Source organism: Mycobacterium sp. (assembly GCF_035314905.1).
Lineage (GTDB): Bacteria > Actinomycetota > Actinomycetes > Mycobacteriales > Mycobacteriaceae > Mycobacterium.
Genome location: NZ_DATFYW010000037.1, coordinates 1 through 19,647 on the forward strand (window position 1 = coordinate 1; position 19,647 = coordinate 19,647).

Sequence of the window (19,647 nt, forward strand, 5' to 3'; positions counted from 1 at the left end):
GACGACGACCGTCTCGCCCGGCTGCGGCTTGCCGATGTCGCGGATGCCGATCCATGCGGTGAGCCCGGTCATCCCGAGCGCGCCGAGGTAGGCGCTCGGCGAGACGCCCTCGGCGACGTCGACCGGCAGCAAAGGCATCGCATCCGACGCGACCGCGTACTCCTGCCAGCCGACGAGACCCTGCACGCTCTGGCCGACCGCATAGTTCGGATTTTTCGACGCGACGACCTCACCGAGCCCGAGCGCGCGCATGACCTCGCCGATGCCGACCGGCGGCAGGTACGTCGGCGTGTCGTTGATCCACGCACGGTTGGTCGGGTCCAGCGAGATCCAGTCGACGCGTACGAGCGCCTCGCCGTCCCCGATCTCGGGCACCGCCGCCTCGCTGAGCTCGAAGGTGTCCGGGCCGATGCGCCCGGAGGGGCGCTCGCGGAGCAGGAAGCGGCGGTTTCGATCGGGCATGAGCGCACCGTACCGGACGTGGTTCGCCGGCCCGCGGGACCGGCGCGCTAGAGCCATGCTCGCCCTCGGCGGCCACCGCCCGCCCCGCCCTACCCGACCGAACCACACACCCACGGATCAGTCAGTAGGGCCAGAATGGCGGGTAAAAGATCGCCGTTTCCGTTATTACGTTGCGGCACAACGTCGTTCGCGCCCGAAGGATCGCCACTGACGGTGCAGCGCCGCACGGGTTGATGGACGGAGCCCGTGTCCCCCGTGTGTGGTCCAGCCAATTGACGCGGCTAACGATCATAGTCTAGCGTTAGTAGGCGTTACTCGTCGATTGGGAGCGTGTAGGTGCTATGCCCGCATCAGATGAACTGGACCGATTGCTCGAGGAGCGGTTCGGCCTGCAGCGCGCGGATCTGGTGGCTGCGCTGAAAACCTTGCCCGCGATCCGGCCGTGGGCCGCGTCGTTGTCCGTCGACGAGGCGCACCTCCTCGACGAATCGGGCTTCACCCGGGATCCCCAGGCGTATCAAGAGGTCGCCGCCGACATCGTGGCTCACACCGCTCTGCTGATCAATAGGGCGTATTCGGCCGCCGAGGTGGCCGAGGCGCTTGACGTGAACGAATCGCGGGTCCGGCAGCGCCGCATCGCCCGCACGCTGTGGGCGATCGAGGATAACGGTGCCTGGGTCTTTCCCGCGCTGCAGTTTGAGAGGAACAAGGCCACGGGCAAGCCCTACAAGCAGATTCGTGGGTTGGACAAGGTGTTCCCGGCTTTGCCAGCCGATCTGCACCCGGTCGCTGTCGCGGGATTCCTGCGCACCCCGCAGTCCGATCTTCAGCTCGACGGGCGCCCCGAGACGCCACTGCGGTGGCTGAGCAGCGGCGGGGATGTCGAGCCCGTGCTGCGCATGGTTCAGGCAGCCGACTGGGCCAGCAGGTGAGAGCTGACGCTCCCCTGCCTGATCCCCCGCCGCCATCCGACCTTCGCCAGCTTGGAATCCGCGACGAGGAGCTGCGCATCGTCACCCCGAGAGAGGTATGGTGGCGCGTGCATCGCACCGAAGGCGCTTTCGTCCTGGCATGGAACCAGTTTCGGCACTTCGGGCCAGTATCACGATTTGACCCACACCCAGAGCCGACGGGCGATCACCCCGATCACACCGTCTGGTACGGGGCATCAACCCCCGACGCAGCCCTCGGCGAGGCGTTCCACGCAGACCGCACCATCGACCGGGTGCGTGAGCGACCGTTCCTGACCGGGCTGCGTTTCACCCGCGAACTTCGACTCCTCGACCTGGCCGCCGACAGCATCGGGGCGTGGGTGACAAGAGCAGAAGGAACCTACGCGATTTCGACAGCCCCGCACACGAAAACCCAACACTGGGCACGCACCATCGTCGAGGCGTTTCCCGATCTCGACGGTGTGCGCTACAACGGCCGGTTCGCCGGCCACGTCTGCACCGCACTCTACCCGCCGGCTCAATCCGCGATGCCAGCGCGCCCGCTTTTATCGCTTCCCCTCACCCACCCCGAGCTCGCCAGCCGATTGGCCGGCGCCGCCCGGCGGCTCGGCTACCAGGTAATCTAACTCTAACTGCCCCCTGATTCGGCCGCTGGTCCGTCCGAGCCGGTAGCGCCAACCAGACCCCTCCCCACGCGCTCCTCGGCGCACCCGCGGGTTTAGTGTGCGCTCAGCGATCAAGCCGGCTTTTACGCTCTCTCGTGACCGCTGCGCTGTCCGTTTGTCCTCGGTCACTCTATTTGTCGCACAAGAGCGGCCTCTACCTGCGGTGCGACAACTAAAATTCGAACTCTACGGTTTTCAGCCAGTCTTTCTGTCTAAAAAACCACAATCTGGCGGTAGCCGTACTCGGCCCACCCAGTCGACGAGAGAGTTGGAGAGCGTCGGCGGACCCCTACTACGGTCCGCGCGACTTGGCCGGAGAAAGAACTAAAAGACTGCGCGACAGCAGGAGTCGAAGGACAGCAGGGCCGACGTATTACAGTCGGCGTCAGTGCTCGTCGTGGTGCATTCCACACCCACCGCTCGCCGACACCGGTCTCGGGGGAGGGTCTCCCGGCGCCCGGTGGGTGCCGAAAGGCCCTACCCGTGGATGGCGGGCGACGGCAGAGTCTGGCCAGTGTCGGGGAGCTTCGGGTTCAGTACAGGCTTTCTCATCAGGGTGGATCGAGACGGTAATGAACGTCGGTGCGGCACGCACAGTGATCGCCGTGGCCGCGTCCGGCGTGCTGCTAGGTGCCCTCGCGGGCTGCGGCACCAACCGAAAGGAATGAGATGACCTCGACGTCGACGCCGGCTGGGGCCAGCGTCACCCCGGCCCAGGCCCGCGAGATCGCCAGGGAAGCCTACATTTACGGCTTCCCGATGGTGGACAACTACCGCATCCAGTACTCCTACTTCGTCAACCAGCAGGGCCCGGAGTACAAAGGCGCCTGGAACCAGATCCACAACACCGCCCGGGTCTTCACACCCGCCGACACCGCCATCCAGACACCCAACTCCGACACACCCTATTCGTTCCTGGGCGCCGACCTGCGGGCCGAACCGCTAGTGCTCACCATCCCACCGATCGAGGCGGGCCGCTACTACTCGGTCCAGTTCATCGACGCCTACACCTACAACTTCGCCTACTCCGGCAGCCGCACCACCGGCAACGGTGGCGGCAGGTACCTGCTTGCCGGGCCCGGCTGGCACGGCGACAAACCCGCCGGCATCAACGACGTCATCCAGTCCGACACCGACCTGGTCTTCGCTCTCTACCGCACCCAGCTGTTCGGTCCCGACGACCTCGCCAACGTCACCAAGATCCAGGCCGGCTACCAGGTCCAACCCCTGTCAACGTTCCTGAACCAGCCGGCACCTGCGCCAGCGCCGGTGATCGACTTCGTCACACCGCTGACACCCGACCAGCAGAAGACCTCACCGCAGTTCTTCAACATCCTCAACTTCGTGCTGCGCTACACGCCCACGCTGCCATCCGAGAAGGACCTGCGGGACCGCTTCGCCACCATCGGCATCGGCCCCGACGGCACCTTCAACCCCGACACACTGACCCCGGAGATGCGCACCGCCGTCGAGGGCGGAATGGCCGACGCCTGGGCCGAATTCCAAACGCTGAAGACGAACAAAATCGACACCGGCCAGTTGAACTCGGGCGATGTCTTCGGCACCCGCGAGATGCTGGGCGACAACTACCTCTACCGGATCGCCGGCGCGGTGCTCGGGATCTACGGCAACACCAAGCAGGAGGCGTTCTACCCGATCTTCTCCACCGACTCCACCGGCGCACCGCTGACCGGGGCCAACAACTACACCTACCGATTCCCACCCAGCCAGCTGCCCCCAGTCAACGCCTTCTGGTCACTGACCATGTACGAGCTGCCATCCAGCCTGCTGGTCGCCAACCCGATCAACCGCTACCTGATCAACTCACCCATGCTGCCAACCCTCACCAAAGACCCAGACGGCGGCATCACCCTCTACATCCAGAACCAATCACCAGGCCCCGACAAAGAATCCAACTGGCTGCCCGCACCGACGGGACCGTTCCGCCTGATCGAGCGACTCTACTGGCCCAAACAAGAAGCCCTCGACGGCCAATGGACCGCGCCGCAACCACAAAGGGCCTAGCCGCGCGTCCAACCGGCGTGGTGGCGCCCTTCGCGCAGGTCACGGGCACCGAAAGCAGATGGACCATCGGGGACTCGTCATGGCTGCTACGCGCGAGAGCGGAGGACGAATGACGGACGCAGACGCGGTACATCGTGACGACGGTCCGATAAATTCGACCACCCGCCAGTGAACGCCTTCGACCTCGAGTGGCGTTACGCGACAACAACATTGAACAGGACAGACTCATCAAACAACCGCAGCAGGGGAGGGGGTAGAAACGTCGCTGCGGGACGACATGGTCAAGAACGCCATCTCGCGGCCGCAAGGGTGCGTTCCGCGGGTCAGTCCTGGATGCTCAACGATCCGGTGGGGCAGTCGGCGACAGCCTCCTCGATCAAGGCGCGGTGACAGTCCGCGGGTGTGAAGTTGAGGATATGCAGGGCGCCGTCATCGCCGACCTCGAAGAACTCCGGGGCGTCCGCCTCGCACATACCGATCGAGGCGCATGTGGTTCCGTTAAAGACAATCTTCATCCGTTGTTTCCTTCTCGGCGTGACGGGGTGAACCGGACGGGCAGATGGTTCACCCCGTGGAAGAACGTGTTCACCGTGTAGGACGGTTCACCGCACACCTCGATGTCGGGTAGGCGGTGGAGCAACTCGTCGAACAGGACGGCGAGTTGCGTGCGGGCGAGCTGGTTACCCAGGCAGTGATGGATGCCGCCGCCGCCGAAACTGACGTGCGGGTTTGGGTGACGGGAAAGGTCGAACTTCTCCGGATCCGTGAAGACTTTCGTGTCCCAGTTCGCCGACGCGTAAAACATGACCACCTTGTCGCCCTGGGTGATCTGCTGACCGGCGAGTTCGCAGTCACGCGCGGCTGTCCTACGGAACGTCATGATCGGGGTCGCCCAGCGGACCATTTCCTCCACCGCGCTCTTGATGCGGGCATCGAAGTCCTCCATCAACCACGCACGCTGCTCGGGGAAATCGGTCAGCGCCTTCATCGCGTGGCTGCTGCTCTGCCGGGTGGTGTCGTTTCCCGCGATGGTGAGCAGCCCGAAGAAGGAGACGATCTCGTCGTCGGTGAGCTTCTCCCCGTCCACCTCGGCCTCGGCCAAGTTGGTCAGCAGGTCGTGCTCGGGATTATTGCGGCGTTTGCCGATGAGGTCTCTGGCGACCTCGCGCAGATAGCCCATCGCCTCGAAGAGGCGAGGGATCGGGGGCTGATCCCCCATCAGCTCGGGGTCGCTCCACCCGCCCGCGTAGCGGGCTTCGTCGGCGACCTTGCGGCGGACGTCCTCGGGCACGCCCATCATGTCGCAGATGTTGTGCATCGGCAGCAGCGCCGCACATTCGGGGACGAAATCTGCCTCGCCCTTGGGAGCGAGGTCGTCAACGACCCGTTTGGCGTTGGCGCGAACCTGCGAGTTGATGAGCTTGATCTGTTTCGGCGTGAACGCCGCGGTGAGGAGCCGGCGGATCTTGGTGTGTCGCGGTGGGTCCAGCGCGATGAATCCCTGTCCGATATCGAGCAGTTCCTGTGGCAGCGATTCCATCACAATGCCCTCACCGGAGAGGAAGTCGACATGTCGCTTGGTGACCTCGACCAGTGCCGCGTAGGACATGACGGCCCAAAACCCCTGGTCGTTGGGGTCTTCGACGAGAAGGCCCTCCACCGGCCGGTGCCAGCTCACCGGGCTCGTCGCGCGAAGATGCGCGAACGTCTTCTCCCGCTCGGCGGCCGTCGAGGACCAAAACGCGGTCGACGACAGATCGGTCTCGTTGTAGGGCCGAGCGGCACGGCGTTCCGCGCTCGTCGGGGACGAAGCCTTAGATGTCTCGATAGTCATTGCGCCTCCTTGGTCGGAATCGCGCGAAGGTGGTCGAACTGCGTTTCCAGTCCAGCCATGAATGTAAACGCCAGATTAAAAATGATCATAGAGTTGTCACTTCATCAGGGTGTGACGATGTTGAAGTTCGGATCGGGCTTTTGAAGCACCGTGTGCAGCGGCGTGAGGGCGTGTCGGTCAACCGCTCGCCCCGATGCCGGGTGAGCCTGCCGCGCCGAGCGCCAGCGCGAGCAGTCGGGCTCTGTTGAGCGAGCTTAACTGTCGCCCCCGCGGTGGACGGGTCGGCTGCGCGTTTGACGTAGACCAAGACGCCATTGCGCAATGTCAGACGGTAGTTCGCTTCGGCGTCAACAACAACCAAGGACAGCTGCTGCCGGCGCTCCCCTCCGCACGTGAGCAGGCGACCTAGCATGGTCGGCCGCTATCGCAGTCGACCCGCAATTCCTCTAGCACCAACATCAGTGTCCACACGAGCAGATAGTGAGTTCATCCACCAAGCCCAACCCGGTCATCTTCATTCACGGACTATGGATCCACTCCGCTGCGTGGCAGCCGTGGCTGGAACTCTTCGAGAGCTGCGGCTACACCGCGTCGGCGCCCGGCTGGCCCGGCGACGCACCCACTGTGGCCGAAACCCGCGAACACGCCGACGCCCTTGACAATGTCGGCATCGAGCAGATAGTCGACCACTACGCCGGTGTAATCGGCACACCCGAGACCAAGCCCATCCTGGTAGGTCACTCGTTTGGCGGTCTCATCGCCCAGGTGCTGCTCGCTAACGGTCTGGCCGCCGCTGCCGTCGCGATCGACCCGGCACCCATCAGAGGGGTCAAGGCGCTGCCGCTGGCGCAGCTTAGGTCGGGGTTCCCGGTGATCGGCAACCCCGCGAACAAACACCGCACCGTGTCGTTGACGGCCAAGCAATTTCACTACGCGTTCGGCAACACCCTCACCGAAGAGGAGTCCGACGCGCTGTACGCGGCGTGGACCATTCCTGGTCCGGGCCGACCGGTGTTTGAGGTGGCCGGCGCGAACTTTTCCCGTCATTCACCGGCCAAGGTCGACACTCGTAACGCCGAGCGCGGGCCGTTGCTGCTGACGTCGGGGACCGAGGATCACACCGTCCCGCTGAAGGTGACGAAGGAAGTATTCGGGATCTACTCAAAAGAACCAGCGGACACAGACTTTCACGTCTTCGACGGGCGCGGCCACTCCCTCACATTCGACAGCGGCTGGAAAGACGTTGCCGACTTCGCGTTAAATTGGTTTGCGGCCAAAGGGTTTTAACCACTGACCGGCCCCCATGGAACTGGTCTGGGTGGTGTGAAAGCCCGGTTCAGTGGGTGCGGGTCGCCGCGTAGCGCGCGGGGGACCGATAGCCCAATGCCGAGTGTGGCCGGTGCTGGTTGTAGGCGGCGCGGTCCCGCGGAGGGTGACGATGCGCTCAAGCTCGGCGGCGAGCCGCTCGGCGGTGATCGACCTCTCCACCAGGCCGCCAAGGCATTCGCGGGCGTGCTCATCGACGGCGGAGAGGATCTTGATCGGACGGCCGTCGGTGGTGGAGTCGCATTGAAAGTCAGGCCGCGCACAGCACATTTGGGGCATCCGCGCGCGGCACCGGCGGGTGTGTGGCCGACCCAGCCCGCTTGCGGCGCCGCCGCACCCCCACACAGAGGCCTTCTTGGCACATGTCAGAGCTGGCCGGGCCGGTGCATGTATCCATAGCCAACCGGTGGATGTATCCATAGCCAATGGGCGGGTGCGAATGCGCGACCAGTCTGCGTGAGGAAGGAACGCCTGCAGCACCAGCTAGGAGGAAGCCGCAGCGCCAACGCGTAGCCTGGGACGACTAGCTTCGCGGCTTGCCTGTCACGCCATGCCCTCCTATCGTAAGTCGTTGCGGCCCAAACAGTCTGCGGCCCGGCAATGCCCAATTTGTCACCGTGACGTCAGTGGATAGCCCACTCCCCCGGGGACGAATCAGCAACTGGGGCGTGACACTCAGGCCCTATCGGGATGCGGAACGGCTCGTAGGTCCAGTCGAGGGATCCCCTCGAAATCGGCCGGATTGCAGGTAAACAGCGGCAGATCATGCGCGATGGCCGTGGCCGCAATCAGCGCGTCGAAGGCTCGAGCCGCCGGCTTTCGACCCGACTTGCGCACCGCGGCGGCCACGGTGCCGAACGCGCGCGCCGCATCGCTATCGAATCCGACTGCATCAAAGTCGGCTTCGGCCTGCTGCAGATGGGCCTGGCGCGCTGCCCTTTCAGCGTCGGACCGCGCGACGTGTGGCCCCATGGATAACTCTGCCAAGGTAATCGCGCTGACCAGCGCCTCGTCAGGCAGCACTGAGGGATCGGTGAGGCGGCCTAACAAAATGACGGTTGATGTGTCGAGGATGCCACGCTGGTGGTGTGCCTCAGTCATAGCGTCTGGTCAACGGCGGCGTCGATTTCGGCGCGCAACTTCGTGGGATCAACATCGGGCAAATTCCTTCGACGCCTTATCAACTCGGCTGGACCCACGCTCGGGCGTGGAAGCGGTCGCAATTCGGCGATTGGGCGTCCATCCTTGGTTACCACCACGGTCTCGCCGCGCGCCACCCGCTCGAGAACCTCTCCCCCATGGTTGCGCAGATCCCGGACCGTCACGCTATCCATCCGCCAACTGTATCACCGGTGAGACAGTGCCGTAAAGGCCGAAGTCGACGGCGCACAGTCGGGCAAATGTCACCACCGTGTCGTCACGCTGACCTCAGTAGCCGGACAACGCGTATGGCGTTCCCTACCGGGCAGGAGTGACGCCTCGAACAGATCGAAGATCAGGTAGTGGACTACGCAGGCACCCTCCTGTCAGGCCTTGGGAGACTGAGACCGAAGACCCAGGAGCCAGGAGTCGCGATGGAGCATTCTGCGCCACGTCGGGGCACTGCCGCCGGCGCCGCGACCACTGCACCGGTTGCTTCGCGTCACCTGCGGTTAGTTGAACCGCCTACTGTTTCACTCTGCAGCGATGGCCATTCACGCGGAATGCCGACGCCCACGATCAACCACGACCTCGACGTTGACGATCCTCCGCTCACCGTCCTTGCTTGGTGACGGTCGCACCGAGCGACGCTGCTTGCGTTGGCTGGTGCCCAGGATGACGCGAAGGCCGGTGTCGCGGGCGACCGCCCAGATGGTGACGGTTTCCCGGGCCGGGTGACCCTGAGCACTTCTAGGGATTACGGCTATCCAACAAGCGTCATGTGAGATTTTAATCCTGCTGTGCGCGTGACCATCTCATCGCATTCAATATCGACCCTGGCGCAGGCTACCCCAGTGGTGACCGAATCCGCCCGCTCCTCGATGCGGTCAGGTCGACGAGCCGGCCCCATCACGGGTGAACAGCTCGGGCAGCAAAATCGCCACGAGCGTTGTCACCAGCCACGTCAGAACCGTTGTGGCCGCCCAGGATGCCAGGCCGCGGATGGTGAGCCCGTGAGTGATTACCGAGGCGAGAACCAGCGCGACGAGGGTCAATACCAGGGCGGTGCCCCCAAGGAGCAGCGTTGCAGTCTCACGGGGCAGCTTCAAGATCATCACGGACAGCATGGCCTGAGCTACCGAGAACAGCACCACGGCGACGATGAACCCAGACACCGACACCGAAACACCGGGAACAATCCACGCCGCCACCAGCAGTCCGATCGCCCACGATCCCAGAAGCGCGATTGTCCGCAGCACAATTCCGGTCATGGCATTAAGGGTAGGTTTCGGCCACTGCGGCTGTGAAGAAACGGCGAATCGTGCGCCGTCCGTCAAGCGTGCGTCGAGCAACCCACTTGCCTGCGATCACCTGCCCTACCGCACCGACTTCACCTGACGATCGTTCCGCGCTTCACCTCACGATCGTTCGGCGCCACGATTCGCCAAGTGACGAACACTCCGGCATGACGACGTGCTCGCTACCGAGGCCGAAGTAGTGGATGGGCGTGTACCAGGCGAGCGCGTCGAGGACGTTTGGAGGCGGCTCTGTGAACCCTCGCGAGCGCGGGTGAGGTAGTGGCCGGTTCTGTCGTAGATGTCAACGACCGTCCGAAGTACGAGGAGGTCGCTGCGTTGTCCAGGTGTCTGCCGTCATGGGGGCAGTATCCGATGAGGTACCGACGACTGGAGCGCCAATCGCCGCCGGCGCAGCATTCAAGGATTCAGTAACTGTCTTGAACTCCGTCAGATCCGTCACTCTGGGCTCCAGCTCTGTCGGAGACGGGGCCCACAACCGGTCCGTCGACCCCGGGACTTCCTTGGGGTCCGGCCCCAACAGTTCGCTAATCAGTGCCCGAGCTTCCCGACCACTCAGCGGTTCCAGGGCGATCGTCTGGGCACCCTGGCCCCCGCGTGAGTGCCCCCTTTCACTAGCGTCATCTTCGCGCCGTCGCCTGATGCAGCTTGCGAGACAAGGAATCTTGCGCGCACACGGCGCTGCTGAACAGGAACGCTGGGATTCACAAGGCGGAACGGCGCGATGGTGGGACGTTCAGTCGCACGCCGCAACCATGCCGCGGTGCATAACGCGATCGCCGACGACATCGGTGTGGTCAGCTCGATGCAAGACACATCGGTTGTCCCACATCACGACATCGCCGGGCGACCAGGTGTGGCGGTAGACGTTGTCTTCGCGTGTCGAGTGTTCGAAGAGGTAGGCGATTGTCTCGGCGGCCAGGTGCGGTGACATTCCGCTCACCTCAGCGCAACGCTTCGGGGTGGACAGATAGAGCGAGGTCCGCCCTGAGACCGGGTGGCGGCGAAAGACGGGGTGGACCGCCGAGACCTCCTCGCCCTCATCCAAACTCAGGCCGGTCACCACGTGGGTGATCGTGCGGCCGTTGAGATCGTCGCGGACACGGGCGGGCAGGGTTTCGTAAGCGATGTACTGATTGGTGAATAGTGTCTGGCCGCTGCGCTCGGGAATTGCGACTGCCCGCAGGGCGGTAAATGCCGGCGGACGTCGCACATAACTAGTGTCGACATGGAACGTCGACCGCGGCGGCGTGGTCCGGCCGACGTTGCTCACGATGTTCAGGTCGGGGAACCCCGGTACCGCAGTTTCCCCCACGGTGAAGACCGTCTCCCCGAAACTGCGCAGAAATCGGAGGAATTCGTTGTCATCGACATCATTGCCGGGTATCACAGCGACTCCGTGCTCGGCGAGCAGGTGCCCTAGATTGTGAACCTCCGAGTCGCCGAGCGCGCCCACACCCAGGCCCGTAACCCGAGCTCCGACCGGCGTCAGTGCGGTGTGCTGCACGACAGCGCCCTTTCCTGATTGAGCTCGCACAGTGTCACTGCGAACAGCTCGCCGACGCTCAGGCCTGAAGCCGCGGCCATCACGGGGATCACGCTGGTAGGCGCGAACGAGCAGTACGGACCCGCCTCGAGGAACCAGGGGTTGCCCTCGGGATCGATGCGGAAGTCGAACAGGCTGTAGTGCCGGCAGCCGAGGGCCACGTGGCACCGCCGTGCCACCTGAAAGACCCGTTCGTTGATCGGGTCGTCGTCCGCGACGATCCACGCCCGGGTGGCATCCTTGGCGACCAGATAGAGATCCCCGTCTGCGGTGCGGGAGAGCTTGTCGCTTCGGCTGCGAATCGGCTTGGTCTTTGGGTCCACCGCGTATTCCTCCAGTGGCAGGCACACCAAGTCGCCGTCGCGAACCACGATGCCACATCGAACCTCGCGGCCGAGTTCGACATAGGATTCGACCAACGCCGCACCACCATAGGCCAAAGCGAGGTTGATCGCGTCGTCGTACTCTTCGGGATCACGGACCAAGGACACCCCGTCGGAGTTGTCCGCCCCGACCGGCTTGACGACCACGGGCAGCGGCAACCCGGATCGGCCGCCCGCACGTAACACCTCGCCGGCAGGCACCGCGACACCGGCGGCCGCCACGATCGCTCTGGCCTTGGCCTTGTCTGCGGCGATCGCCATCACCTCCGGCGGGTTGCCGAGGTAGGGGATGCCGAGCAGATCCAACAACGCCCGATAGGCGGTCATCCCCGGAAAACAGAACATCTGCGGCACAACCACATCGATGTGCATCGAGGCTAGGCGGACGAGAGCATCGGAAAGCGGAAGCGACGGCGCTGAGGCGAGGGCTTCGGCGCTGAGGTTCGCCGGGAACCGCCACGAGCCGTCCGGGGAGACATAGGCGAGATGCATTGCATACCGATCGGGGTCGTCGAGCGCGTCCAAGCAGGCACCGGCGTACAGGCGTGACAGGTCGGCGAGAAAGTCGTTCACCGCGGAGCCGACGAGATGCAGGACGTTCACCAGCGATTTCGACAACTCATTCCCCGCCCATCTCGACGAGTTTGCCGATGTTGAAGTCGATGCGCGTCCAGCCGCGGCGGCTCCGGAGATTGGCGACCAGCAGAGACGGAATCTGCAGGTGGTGAACCATGAGATAGGGCAGGGGGTCCCTCCAGCTGAAGATCGCATCCCTGCCGAGCAGGATGGTCGCGATTCTGCTGGCCCGATCGCTCTGAGTGAGCAGGCGCCAGAGTTCGTGATAGATCCAGTACGTCGGTCGGGCATCGGCGCGGGGTGTGATCGTGTGATGACCTGCTTCGAGATACGCTGCTGCGACGTGCGGGTGGTTATGGAACATGGTGATGGCTGAATGCGTGCGCGGATTGCACTCGATCGCATACACATGCCCGTCGCCGGCCTCGATGAAGTCGAACGATGCCTGGCCGGTGAGGTTGAGTGCACCTACGAAATACTCGACCCAGGAACGTATTTCAGGTTTGTCGACACTCTCGTAGTTGATCTGGAACGCTGACGACCGACTGCAGCCGTACACCTGAAGTTGGCCGTCGCGGACAGTGCCGTGCGTGCAGTACTCCCGGCCAGCAACGAACTGCTGCAAAATCCATGGATCTTCCGCGGAGATCGGCAGTGAACGTGCGAACTTCGCGTTAGCCTCGGGCGTCGCTCCGGAGAGCTTGGTGAGGTCCATGCGACCCACCGGGTTGTAAGAGATCCTCTTCAGGATGTAGGTCCGTCCTTCGGGAAAGTCGAATTCCTCGACTTGGCGCGGATCGGTGATTCGGTGCCAATCAGGAACGCAAAGCCCCAACGAGGCCGCCATGCGTGAGAACTCGACTTTGTCGTCGAGCCTTCGCACCGTGTCGACATCACCGTGGATCACATCACAGAACTCGGCGAGCACGCACCCGGCCGCCGCGTCGTGCCGACTCGCGGCGGGACTGGAAACCGGGACGAACACGTCGACGCGCTCGCGTCGGGCGATCTCGACAAGGGCGTCGACATAGCCCTGCGCGGTGGGCTCGGGAACGCAGTGGAACGCGTCGACGGCCCTGGAGAACCGGTGACCGGTGAAACGGTACTTGGCCGATTCCACAAGCACCACCCGTTGGCCGGCCGCATGAAAACACCTGGCAAGCTGCAACGCCTTGGTCATCTTGCCGCCAGTGATCAATACGGTCCGCCGGGAACCCGGATCTGGCCGTGGCGCCTGATAACGGGATCGCGCTGCCAGCGCCAACCCGACGAGTACGAGGTCCACGGGAAGGCTGATCATCAGGCCGCCCAGCGCGGCCAGCGTGCGACCGGCGTTGGCGTCCCGCAGGCGGGGTGCTCGAGGCGATGCCGCCATGTACACCGGCGCCGAGGCCGGGGCTGTCATCGCGGCGATATTCGCGCGATGAGGGTGAGACCATCGCGCACCGGGAGCAACACCTGTTCGACACGATCGTCATAGGTCAGAGCCGCGTTGAAGTAGGCGATCGCCGCCGCGTTGGTCGAGATGTCGGCGGCCCGCGAGTACGGCTCACCCTGCAGCAGGGTGTTATCGACCGCGATGATCGCACCCGGCGAGAGCAGAGTGCTGTCTAGCAGGAACTCAAGATAGCCCAGGTAGCTGGGCTTTTCGGCGTCGATGAAGACGAAGTCGAACCCGGCCCCACCGGTGGCTTCGTATTCGGCCGACAGTCGCCTCAGCGTGTCCATCGCGGGCGCGACCGCCACGGTGATCTTGTGACCGGCCGCCGAGCAGGCGAAACACTCGCGGGCGAAGTCGGCGACGGCCGAGTCGATCTCGCACGCGAGGACGGTCCCGTCGTCGGGGAGTGCCTCAGCCATCGCGAGCGCCGAATAGCCGGTGAACATCCCGATCTCCAGAACCCGCCGGGCGCGGGCGAGGCGCACGAGAAACTTCAGGACCTGACCTTCGACGTGTCCGGACAGCATCTCCTGTTCGAGTCGACCGGGACGTCGAGCCGACGTGTGGCCAGCCCAATCCGTCTCGCGGGTGCGTCGGGCGAGCTCGGCCAAAGCCGGTGACTCGGCAGTGGTGCATTGGGCGACATAGGGATCGATCCCCGCCGCGAGGTCGCGGGCTCGCCGCAGCCGGGCCAGCAGTTCGCTGTCGATTCCGGGCGCCTCGTCGAGCTGTCGACACACCTGCGTCAGTTCGTCGGCCAGGATGGTCGACGGTGTGACCGGCCGAGGTGCCGCAAGCGCCCTGACTTGCACCGCTGCAACGTCGTTCACGGGTCTAGGCCGGCGACGGGGCGGCGAACATGTCGACACCAGCGCCACCGCGGTCGTACTCGCGGCAGAGCTTCTTGTGCAGCCTCAGCGTGTCGGCCAGCTCTTCGGTGGTGACATCGTTGAGGAAGCGGCACCGGCCGATCGGATCCGGCACCGCGGCCCGGAGCAGTCCGTCACGGGTCCTGAGGATCGACACGGTCGCCTGCGAGAGCAGTTCGGCCGTCAGATAGTCGCTGTCAAGAGCAAGCCCCAGCGCGCTCATCACATCGAGCACACGGTCGCGGTCGGTGGCCGACAGATGCCCGCGTTGCTCGGCGAGCGATATCGACAGCGCCATGTCGATACTGATGGCGTGCCCATGGAAGAACGGTGTCGGCGGAGTCAGCTCCAACGTCGGACTCCAGGTGTGACCGAACGCGATCACGCGGTCAAGGTCGATCTCGTGCAGGTTGGGCGCTTCAAGCTCGAGCATAGTGGCGATGGCGTGATAGGTGAGCCGGTCGGCGACTGCCCGCAGTTCGGGAGTTCCGTCGAGGTGGCCGAAGCGGGTCCGCAGTAAGTCCGCCCCGTGCTCCTCCAGCAAGGCGAAGATCTCGGCATTGCCGACGACCGAGATCTTGATCAGCTCCGCCATACCGTTGCGCACCTGATCCTCCGGCAGCGTCTTCAAAAAGGAGAAGTCCAGGAACACCTTCTGGGACGCATGATAGGCGCCCAGACGGTTCTTGTGCTTACCGTGGTTGACCGCCACCTTGATGGACACACTCGCGTCGATCAGGCCGATCAACGTCGTCGGGATTCGAATGTACGGGGTGTTGCGACGGTAACTGGCACAGGCGAATCCAGCGACATCGGTGGTCAGCCCGCCACCCACGACCAGAACCGGCTCTGTGCGCACGAGGCCGAAAGCGTCGAACTCCCCGACAAACCGCTCGAAGGTCGCCAACGACTTGGCGGTCTCCCCGATCTGCACCGGCACGACCGTCAGCGCGATGTCGTGGTGATCGAAGTAGGCCCGGATCGCCTCACCGTAGATCTCGAAAACGGTCTCGTCGACGACCATCAGGGCGCGCCCGTATGGACGGTAGCTCTCGGCGAGATCGGGACTGTCGAGTGCGAAGACACCGTCGACGTACACCAGGTCGTACTCGATCTTCTCGTAACCCTCGACATGGAAAGCCCTGTCGCTGGCCGTGACCTCCGCCCGGAGATTGCCCATTGTGGTTCTCCTCAATTCTGGCCGATGAGTGGTAGGGGCCTGCGGGCCCGCGTAAGGAAACGATGAAGGTCGTCAGGAGACGATGAAGGTGAGGACATGGCCTGCGTCGAGGGTCTCCACCAGCTCGTCCGCAGCTCTGAAGTCGCCGCCGACGGTGTTCGCGTTCGGGAACGCAATGCACCTCACACCGGCGGCGGCCGCTGCCGCGACGCCACCGACATTGTCTTCGATAGCCACAGCACTGTCAGCGTCCTCGCCGAGCTGATCCAAGGCGAACTCGTAGGCCGCCGGATCAGGCTTCGGGCGCTTGACGGAGTCACCGTCGACAATCAGGTCGAACATCTCGGCGCTGATGTGGGGTTTGAGCGCGGCCAGCAGCGCGTTGATGTTTCCCAGTGACGTGGTGGTGACGAATCCGATCTTGTGGCATTTCTTCTTGGCTTCGTCAACGGTGTCGACGACCCCTGGTCGCGGCACGACAGACGACGTGCCGAGCAGTTCTTGGAAAATCTGGGACTTCGTCGCGTGCACCGCCGCGGCGTCGACATCCTCACCGCGTAAGGAGGCGTAGTCCGCGATGCGCTGGACGCCACCGTTGGAATCGAGCATCGAGATGTACTCGTCACGCGACCAGGTCCAGTCGAGACCATGCACCGCGAATGCCTCGTTGAAGGCGCGGCGCTGCAGTTCGGACGTGTCGGCGAGGGTGCTGATGGATCCGAAGAGAACGGCTGACATGAAGTTCCTTCCCGTGAGGACGGCAGGTCAGGTGGTCGGTCACGCGTCAACGGACTTCAGCGAAGCCCCTATAACCCGTAAAGAGTACAGTACTGGCCTGAACGTTCGCCACTGGACGGATTTACCAGAAGCGAACTAAATGGTCACTAACTGGTAAGAGGTGAGCGTCCGCCGAGGCGGGCCAGATGTCGGTGCGCATGACGTCAAGGCGGTGATCAGCTCTGGGGTTTCAGCCAAAACGCCTATGGTCCTTTGTGTTCCGTCGCCGTCAGCGCCGCTGTTGCTGCCCGGGTTGCTGGCAGGCACTTTTTCAGGCTTTTGAGCAGGCTGGTGCGCTCGGTGGCCGACAGTGCGCGCAGGGACGCCTCTTGAACGTCGTCGACGTCGGCGGCGGCGTGGCCGAGCACCGTGTGGCCCTGGTCGGTGACCTGCCCGAACAGCTGCGACATGGTTGAGGGCAAAGCAGGGGATCAAGGGGCTGGTGATTTCATGACGTTGCCGGTGCTGGTTTCGGTCCGCTGCCCAGTGAACGTGAGCGCCCGGACCATCGGCCCAACGATCGCGTCGAAGATCCAGGGGACCAGTCGGTAGGCCAACACCATTGGCCGATTGACCCATCCGACATGGCGTTCGGTCGAGTGCCCGCGTGTCGTCGCGCCTACGATCGCAGCGGCGATTTTGTCGGGGCCGACCGCGGTCGGCGGAACACGCGACTCGCGGCCAAAATAGTTGCCGGCGTTGCTCGACATCGGGGTGTCCACCGGCCCCGGGTAGACCCCGTGCACGTTCACACCCGGAAGGTGGCGGTTCTCCTGTCGCAACGCGCGGACCATTCCGTGCACCCCGAACTTGCTGACAACGTAGGCCATTTGGTAGGGCATCGCGGCCTGGCCGAGTAGGGACCCGAGCAGCACCAGATGTCCGCTGCCGCGGTACTGGAAGTGGGTCAGGGCTGACCGCGCCACATTGGCCGCTCCAATGAGATTTGTCCGCACCACTTTGTCGAAGACGTCGACGGGCATGTCTTCGAATCGACCGAAGGCCGTGACCGCCGCGCACTGCGCAACAACGTCCACCCGCCCGAACCGGGCCATTGTGGTGTCGAACAGTGCCTGCACCTGTTCGACGTCGCCGATGTCGGTGGCTTGGATTAAGACTTCTGCCGCGCCTGCCCTTCGGCACTCGTCGGCCACCCGTTGCAGTGCGTCCTCGGATCGCGAGCCCAGTGAAAGGCGTGCGTCTTGGGCGGCGAAGGCCAACGCGGTCGCCCTCCCGATTCCGCTGGACGCACCGGTCACCACCACTACCTGGGAGCTGGTGCGTGTCTGCCGTTCGATATTTGCCATCGTCTACCGGTCACCTCCTTGCAGGCCAAAGATAACGATGTGTGTCGGACTTGCTCACTCAGTCATGGCGCCGGCCCGTCGGCGTTCGGCGGCGGCGACGAGATGCAGGACTGAAAGGGCCGCGACTGGCGCCCATCCACCGCGAAGAGTCGTCGCGACGGCCGCGGCGACGGCAACCGGTGCGATGAGAGCAACCGGGTCCCGTCGCCCTGTCCGCAGCCGCTCGAGCGCGGCCGGGATCCCAGAGACGAGGTTGGCCGCGACGATCGCTGTGTCCGCGGTCCTGGCCCAGCGAAACCCCAGTGCCCGGGCCAGTGTCACCGCGGACCACAGGATCAGGGTCACGTCGTGCACCGACCCGACGAGATGTCTTGGGGCGGTTGATGTTCTGCTCATCCGCCCATAGCCGCGCTTTCGCCGACACAACCCTCGGCCAGCCCGTCGAGCAGTTCTAGCGCGCCTTCGGCCGAGGACCGCGTCGGTAGCCAGCCCAGCTCGTTGCGGGCCCGGGAGGTGTCCATGAGCGGGGACTTCATCGCCACGTCATACCAGCCCGGCGACACCGGCACCAGACGCGCGGCATACAGGGCGCTCACTACGGTCCGTAATAATCGCGGGTTCACCTCGACCGAGCGTGCGCCGACCAACCCGGCTAGGGCGTGTACGTCCAGAATGTCGGCCGCTAGATTGAACGACCCTTCCGCGCGGCGCTGCAAGAGCCGCACCACAGCATCTCCAATGTCATCGGCGTGGACAAATTGCAAGGCAATGCCTGACGGTAAGGGCAGAATTGCCAGCCGCCGACTACGCAGCAGCTTCAGCAGGACGCGCGGCACGAGTGGTCCCAGGTACAACGACCGGATTTCCCACGCTGATTCGCGCTGCACCACCAGAGTGGGACGGAATCGCGCCACCGCGACGTCGGGATGGTCCTGGACGAACCGATCCAGCAGCCTCTCCGCCATCACCTTGTGCCGACTGTAGACCGAGGTCTGCTGACCCGAGTCCGGCCAGCTCTCATTGACCGGTTCGACAGCCCCCGGGGCGTACACCCCCAGACTGGACGCGTAGATCAACTGCTTGACTCCGGCGGCGGCCATTGCGTTGAGCACAGCTCGAGTTCCCAACACGTTCGTCCGGTAGAGATAACGGGTGTCGCGTATCGGCTGGACGGCCAGCGCCAGATGGATCACAACATGGGCTCCCTGCATCGCCGGTCCTAGGTCGACGGACGCGGTGGATCTAGAAAGATCAACCCGGTACCAATGCACCCGTTGGTAAACCTGCCCTTTGGTAGGCGGCCGCCGACAAACCCCGACCACCTCGTCATCGGGCAGCTCGGTGGCGAGTGCCCGCAGCACTCCGGTGCCCACATTGCCCGAGGCTCCGGTCACGACGATTTTTCGTCGCTCAGACGTCATGGACTGGACCTAGCAACATTGTCACGGTGCCCATGGCCGTCCGTCGGGTCACTGCGTGTTTGAGGTTGTCCTGACGCGGAACGCGCACGGTGCACGCCCGTCACCTAGTCCGTCATCTGGCGCGGATGCCCAACGCACTCGTTCCCAAACCCGAGCAGCCCGCCGCGCCGGGTCATGTCGGCGGGATCGCCGACACACCCCTTAGACTGCCGACCGTCGGAACTTCGCGCCACTGCTTCGCGCCTTGACTTTGGGGACCAGTCGAAGGATCCAGATCGGATATTTCTTTCGCCTCCAGTGTCATGTTGCGTCAGGGACTTAACGTTCTTATTGGCGAGTTGCCGCAGTTCGTCGACGTCCAATCGGTCGACGCGGCGGTTGGCTGCAGCAAAGTCGTGTGTAGTTCCCGCCGTCCGCAGGTCCATC

19 protein-coding genes and 3 pseudogenes are annotated in these 19,647 nt (G+C 64.2%); 4 read left to right on the forward strand and 18 right to left on the reverse strand.

Annotation, left to right across the window (positions count from 1 at the left end):
• Positions 1–462: pseudogene (locus VKG81_RS02665) on the reverse strand (NADP-dependent oxidoreductase); the annotation flags it as partial.
• Positions 463–803: 341 nt separating this feature from the next.
• On the opposite strand from VKG81_RS02665, the gene VKG81_RS02670 reads away from it, so the two are divergent.
• From VKG81_RS02670 to VKG81_RS02680, 3 genes and pseudogenes are all read left to right on the forward strand, one after another.
• Positions 804–1,394, forward strand: coding sequence for a DNA-binding protein (locus VKG81_RS02670; RefSeq protein WP_324389439.1), 591 nt, complete (start codon positions 804–806; stop codon positions 1,392–1,394).
• Entirely contained in the window at positions 1,379–2,041 is a 663-nt protein-coding gene (locus VKG81_RS02675; RefSeq protein WP_414685122.1) for an RES family NAD+ phosphorylase, read from the forward strand. Before VKG81_RS02670 ends, VKG81_RS02675 begins: the two co-directional genes overlap by 16 nt.
• A 611-nt stretch (positions 2,042–2,652) precedes the next feature.
• Positions 2,653–4,105, forward strand: a pseudogene (locus VKG81_RS02680) (DUF1254 domain-containing protein).
• Between the two features lie 323 nt (positions 4,106–4,428).
• Here the strand turns inward: VKG81_RS02680 and VKG81_RS02685 are convergent.
• The 3 genes from VKG81_RS02685 to VKG81_RS02695 all read right to left on the reverse strand — a co-directional run bounded on the left by VKG81_RS02685 (position 4,429) and on the right by VKG81_RS02695 (position 6,351).
• The gene (locus tag VKG81_RS02685) at positions 4,429–4,620 is read right to left on the reverse strand and encodes a ferredoxin (protein ID WP_324389443.1); all 192 of its coding nucleotides are present in this window, start codon (positions 4,618–4,620) and stop codon (positions 4,429–4,431) included.
• Entirely contained in the window at positions 4,617–5,939 is a 1,323-nt protein-coding gene (locus VKG81_RS02690) for a cytochrome P450 (protein ID WP_324389444.1), read from the reverse strand. Before VKG81_RS02690 ends, VKG81_RS02685 begins: the two co-directional genes overlap by 4 nt.
• An 85-nt stretch (positions 5,940–6,024) precedes the next feature.
• On the reverse strand, positions 6,025–6,351 hold the full coding sequence (locus VKG81_RS02695) for an alkyl sulfatase C-terminal domain-containing protein (protein ID WP_324389447.1): 327 nt from the start codon (positions 6,349–6,351) through the stop codon (positions 6,025–6,027).
• A gap of 68 nt (positions 6,352–6,419) precedes the next feature.
• Between VKG81_RS02695 and VKG81_RS02700 the strand changes: the two genes are divergently transcribed.
• Positions 6,420–7,226 carry an alpha/beta hydrolase gene (locus VKG81_RS02700; protein WP_324389449.1) on the forward strand — a complete coding sequence of 269 codons (807 nt, stop codon included), beginning with the start codon at positions 6,420–6,422 and terminating at the stop codon, positions 7,224–7,226.
• Positions 7,227–7,361: 135 nt separating this feature from the next.
• Here VKG81_RS02700 and VKG81_RS02705 read toward each other — a convergent pair.
• The 14 genes and pseudogenes from VKG81_RS02705 to VKG81_RS02770 all read right to left on the reverse strand — a co-directional run.
• Positions 7,362–7,623: pseudogene (locus tag VKG81_RS02705) on the reverse strand (IS3 family transposase); the annotation flags it as partial.
• Between the two features lie 317 nt (positions 7,624–7,940).
• On the reverse strand, positions 7,941–8,366 hold the full coding sequence (locus VKG81_RS02710; RefSeq protein ID WP_324389451.1) for a type II toxin-antitoxin system VapC family toxin: 426 nt from the start codon (positions 8,364–8,366) through the stop codon (positions 7,941–7,943).
• The gene (locus VKG81_RS02715; RefSeq protein WP_324389453.1) at positions 8,363–8,599 is read right to left on the reverse strand and encodes a type II toxin-antitoxin system prevent-host-death family antitoxin; all 237 of its coding nucleotides are present in this window, start codon (positions 8,597–8,599) and stop codon (positions 8,363–8,365) included. The genes VKG81_RS02710 and VKG81_RS02715 overlap by 4 nt, the downstream gene beginning before the upstream one ends.
• Positions 8,600–9,292: 693 nt before the next feature.
• Positions 9,293–9,676 (reverse strand): hypothetical protein, encoded by a 384-nt coding sequence (locus VKG81_RS02720; protein ID WP_324389454.1) that lies wholly within the window; start codon positions 9,674–9,676, stop codon positions 9,293–9,295.
• A 781-nt stretch (positions 9,677–10,457) separates the two neighbouring features.
• Positions 10,458–11,228, reverse strand: coding sequence for a TauD/TfdA family dioxygenase (locus tag VKG81_RS02725; RefSeq protein WP_324389456.1), 771 nt, complete (start codon positions 11,226–11,228; stop codon positions 10,458–10,460).
• The gene (locus VKG81_RS02730; RefSeq protein ID WP_324389458.1) at positions 11,210–12,253 is read right to left on the reverse strand and encodes a D-alanine--D-alanine ligase; all 1,044 of its coding nucleotides are present in this window, start codon (positions 12,251–12,253) and stop codon (positions 11,210–11,212) included. The genes VKG81_RS02725 and VKG81_RS02730 overlap by 19 nt, the downstream gene beginning before the upstream one ends.
• 16 nt (positions 12,254–12,269) lie before the next feature.
• Entirely contained in the window at positions 12,270–13,601 is a 1,332-nt protein-coding gene (locus VKG81_RS02735) for an ATP-grasp enzyme (RefSeq protein ID WP_324389512.1), read from the reverse strand.
• A 26-nt stretch (positions 13,602–13,627) separates the two neighbouring features.
• Positions 13,628–14,497 carry a class I SAM-dependent methyltransferase gene (locus VKG81_RS02740; RefSeq protein ID WP_324389460.1) on the reverse strand — a complete coding sequence of 290 codons (870 nt, stop codon included), beginning with the start codon at positions 14,495–14,497 and terminating at the stop codon, positions 13,628–13,630.
• A 4-nt stretch (positions 14,498–14,501) separates the two neighbouring features.
• Complete coding sequence (locus VKG81_RS02745) at positions 14,502–15,716, reverse strand: sedoheptulose 7-phosphate cyclase (protein ID WP_324389462.1); 1,215 nt, start codon at positions 15,714–15,716, stop codon at positions 14,502–14,504.
• A gap of 72 nt (positions 15,717–15,788) precedes the next feature.
• Positions 15,789–16,454, reverse strand: coding sequence for an HAD-IA family hydrolase (locus tag VKG81_RS02750; RefSeq protein WP_324389464.1), 666 nt, complete (start codon positions 16,452–16,454; stop codon positions 15,789–15,791).
• Between the two features lie 242 nt (positions 16,455–16,696).
• Complete coding sequence (locus tag VKG81_RS02755; RefSeq protein ID WP_324389466.1) at positions 16,697–16,903, reverse strand: hypothetical protein; 207 nt, start codon at positions 16,901–16,903, stop codon at positions 16,697–16,699.
• Between the two features lie 21 nt (positions 16,904–16,924).
• A complete protein-coding gene (locus VKG81_RS02760) occupies positions 16,925–17,800 on the reverse strand; it encodes an SDR family NAD(P)-dependent oxidoreductase (RefSeq protein ID WP_324389468.1) in 876 nt (291 codons plus the stop codon).
• Positions 17,801–17,854: 54 nt separating this feature from the next.
• Entirely contained in the window at positions 17,855–18,196 is a 342-nt protein-coding gene (locus tag VKG81_RS02765) for a hypothetical protein (protein WP_324389470.1), read from the reverse strand.
• Positions 18,193–19,221, reverse strand: coding sequence for an NAD-dependent epimerase/dehydratase family protein (locus tag VKG81_RS02770; protein WP_324389472.1), 1,029 nt, complete (start codon positions 19,219–19,221; stop codon positions 18,193–18,195). The genes VKG81_RS02765 and VKG81_RS02770 overlap by 4 nt, the downstream gene beginning before the upstream one ends.
• Positions 19,222–19,647: the final 426 nt, after the last annotated feature.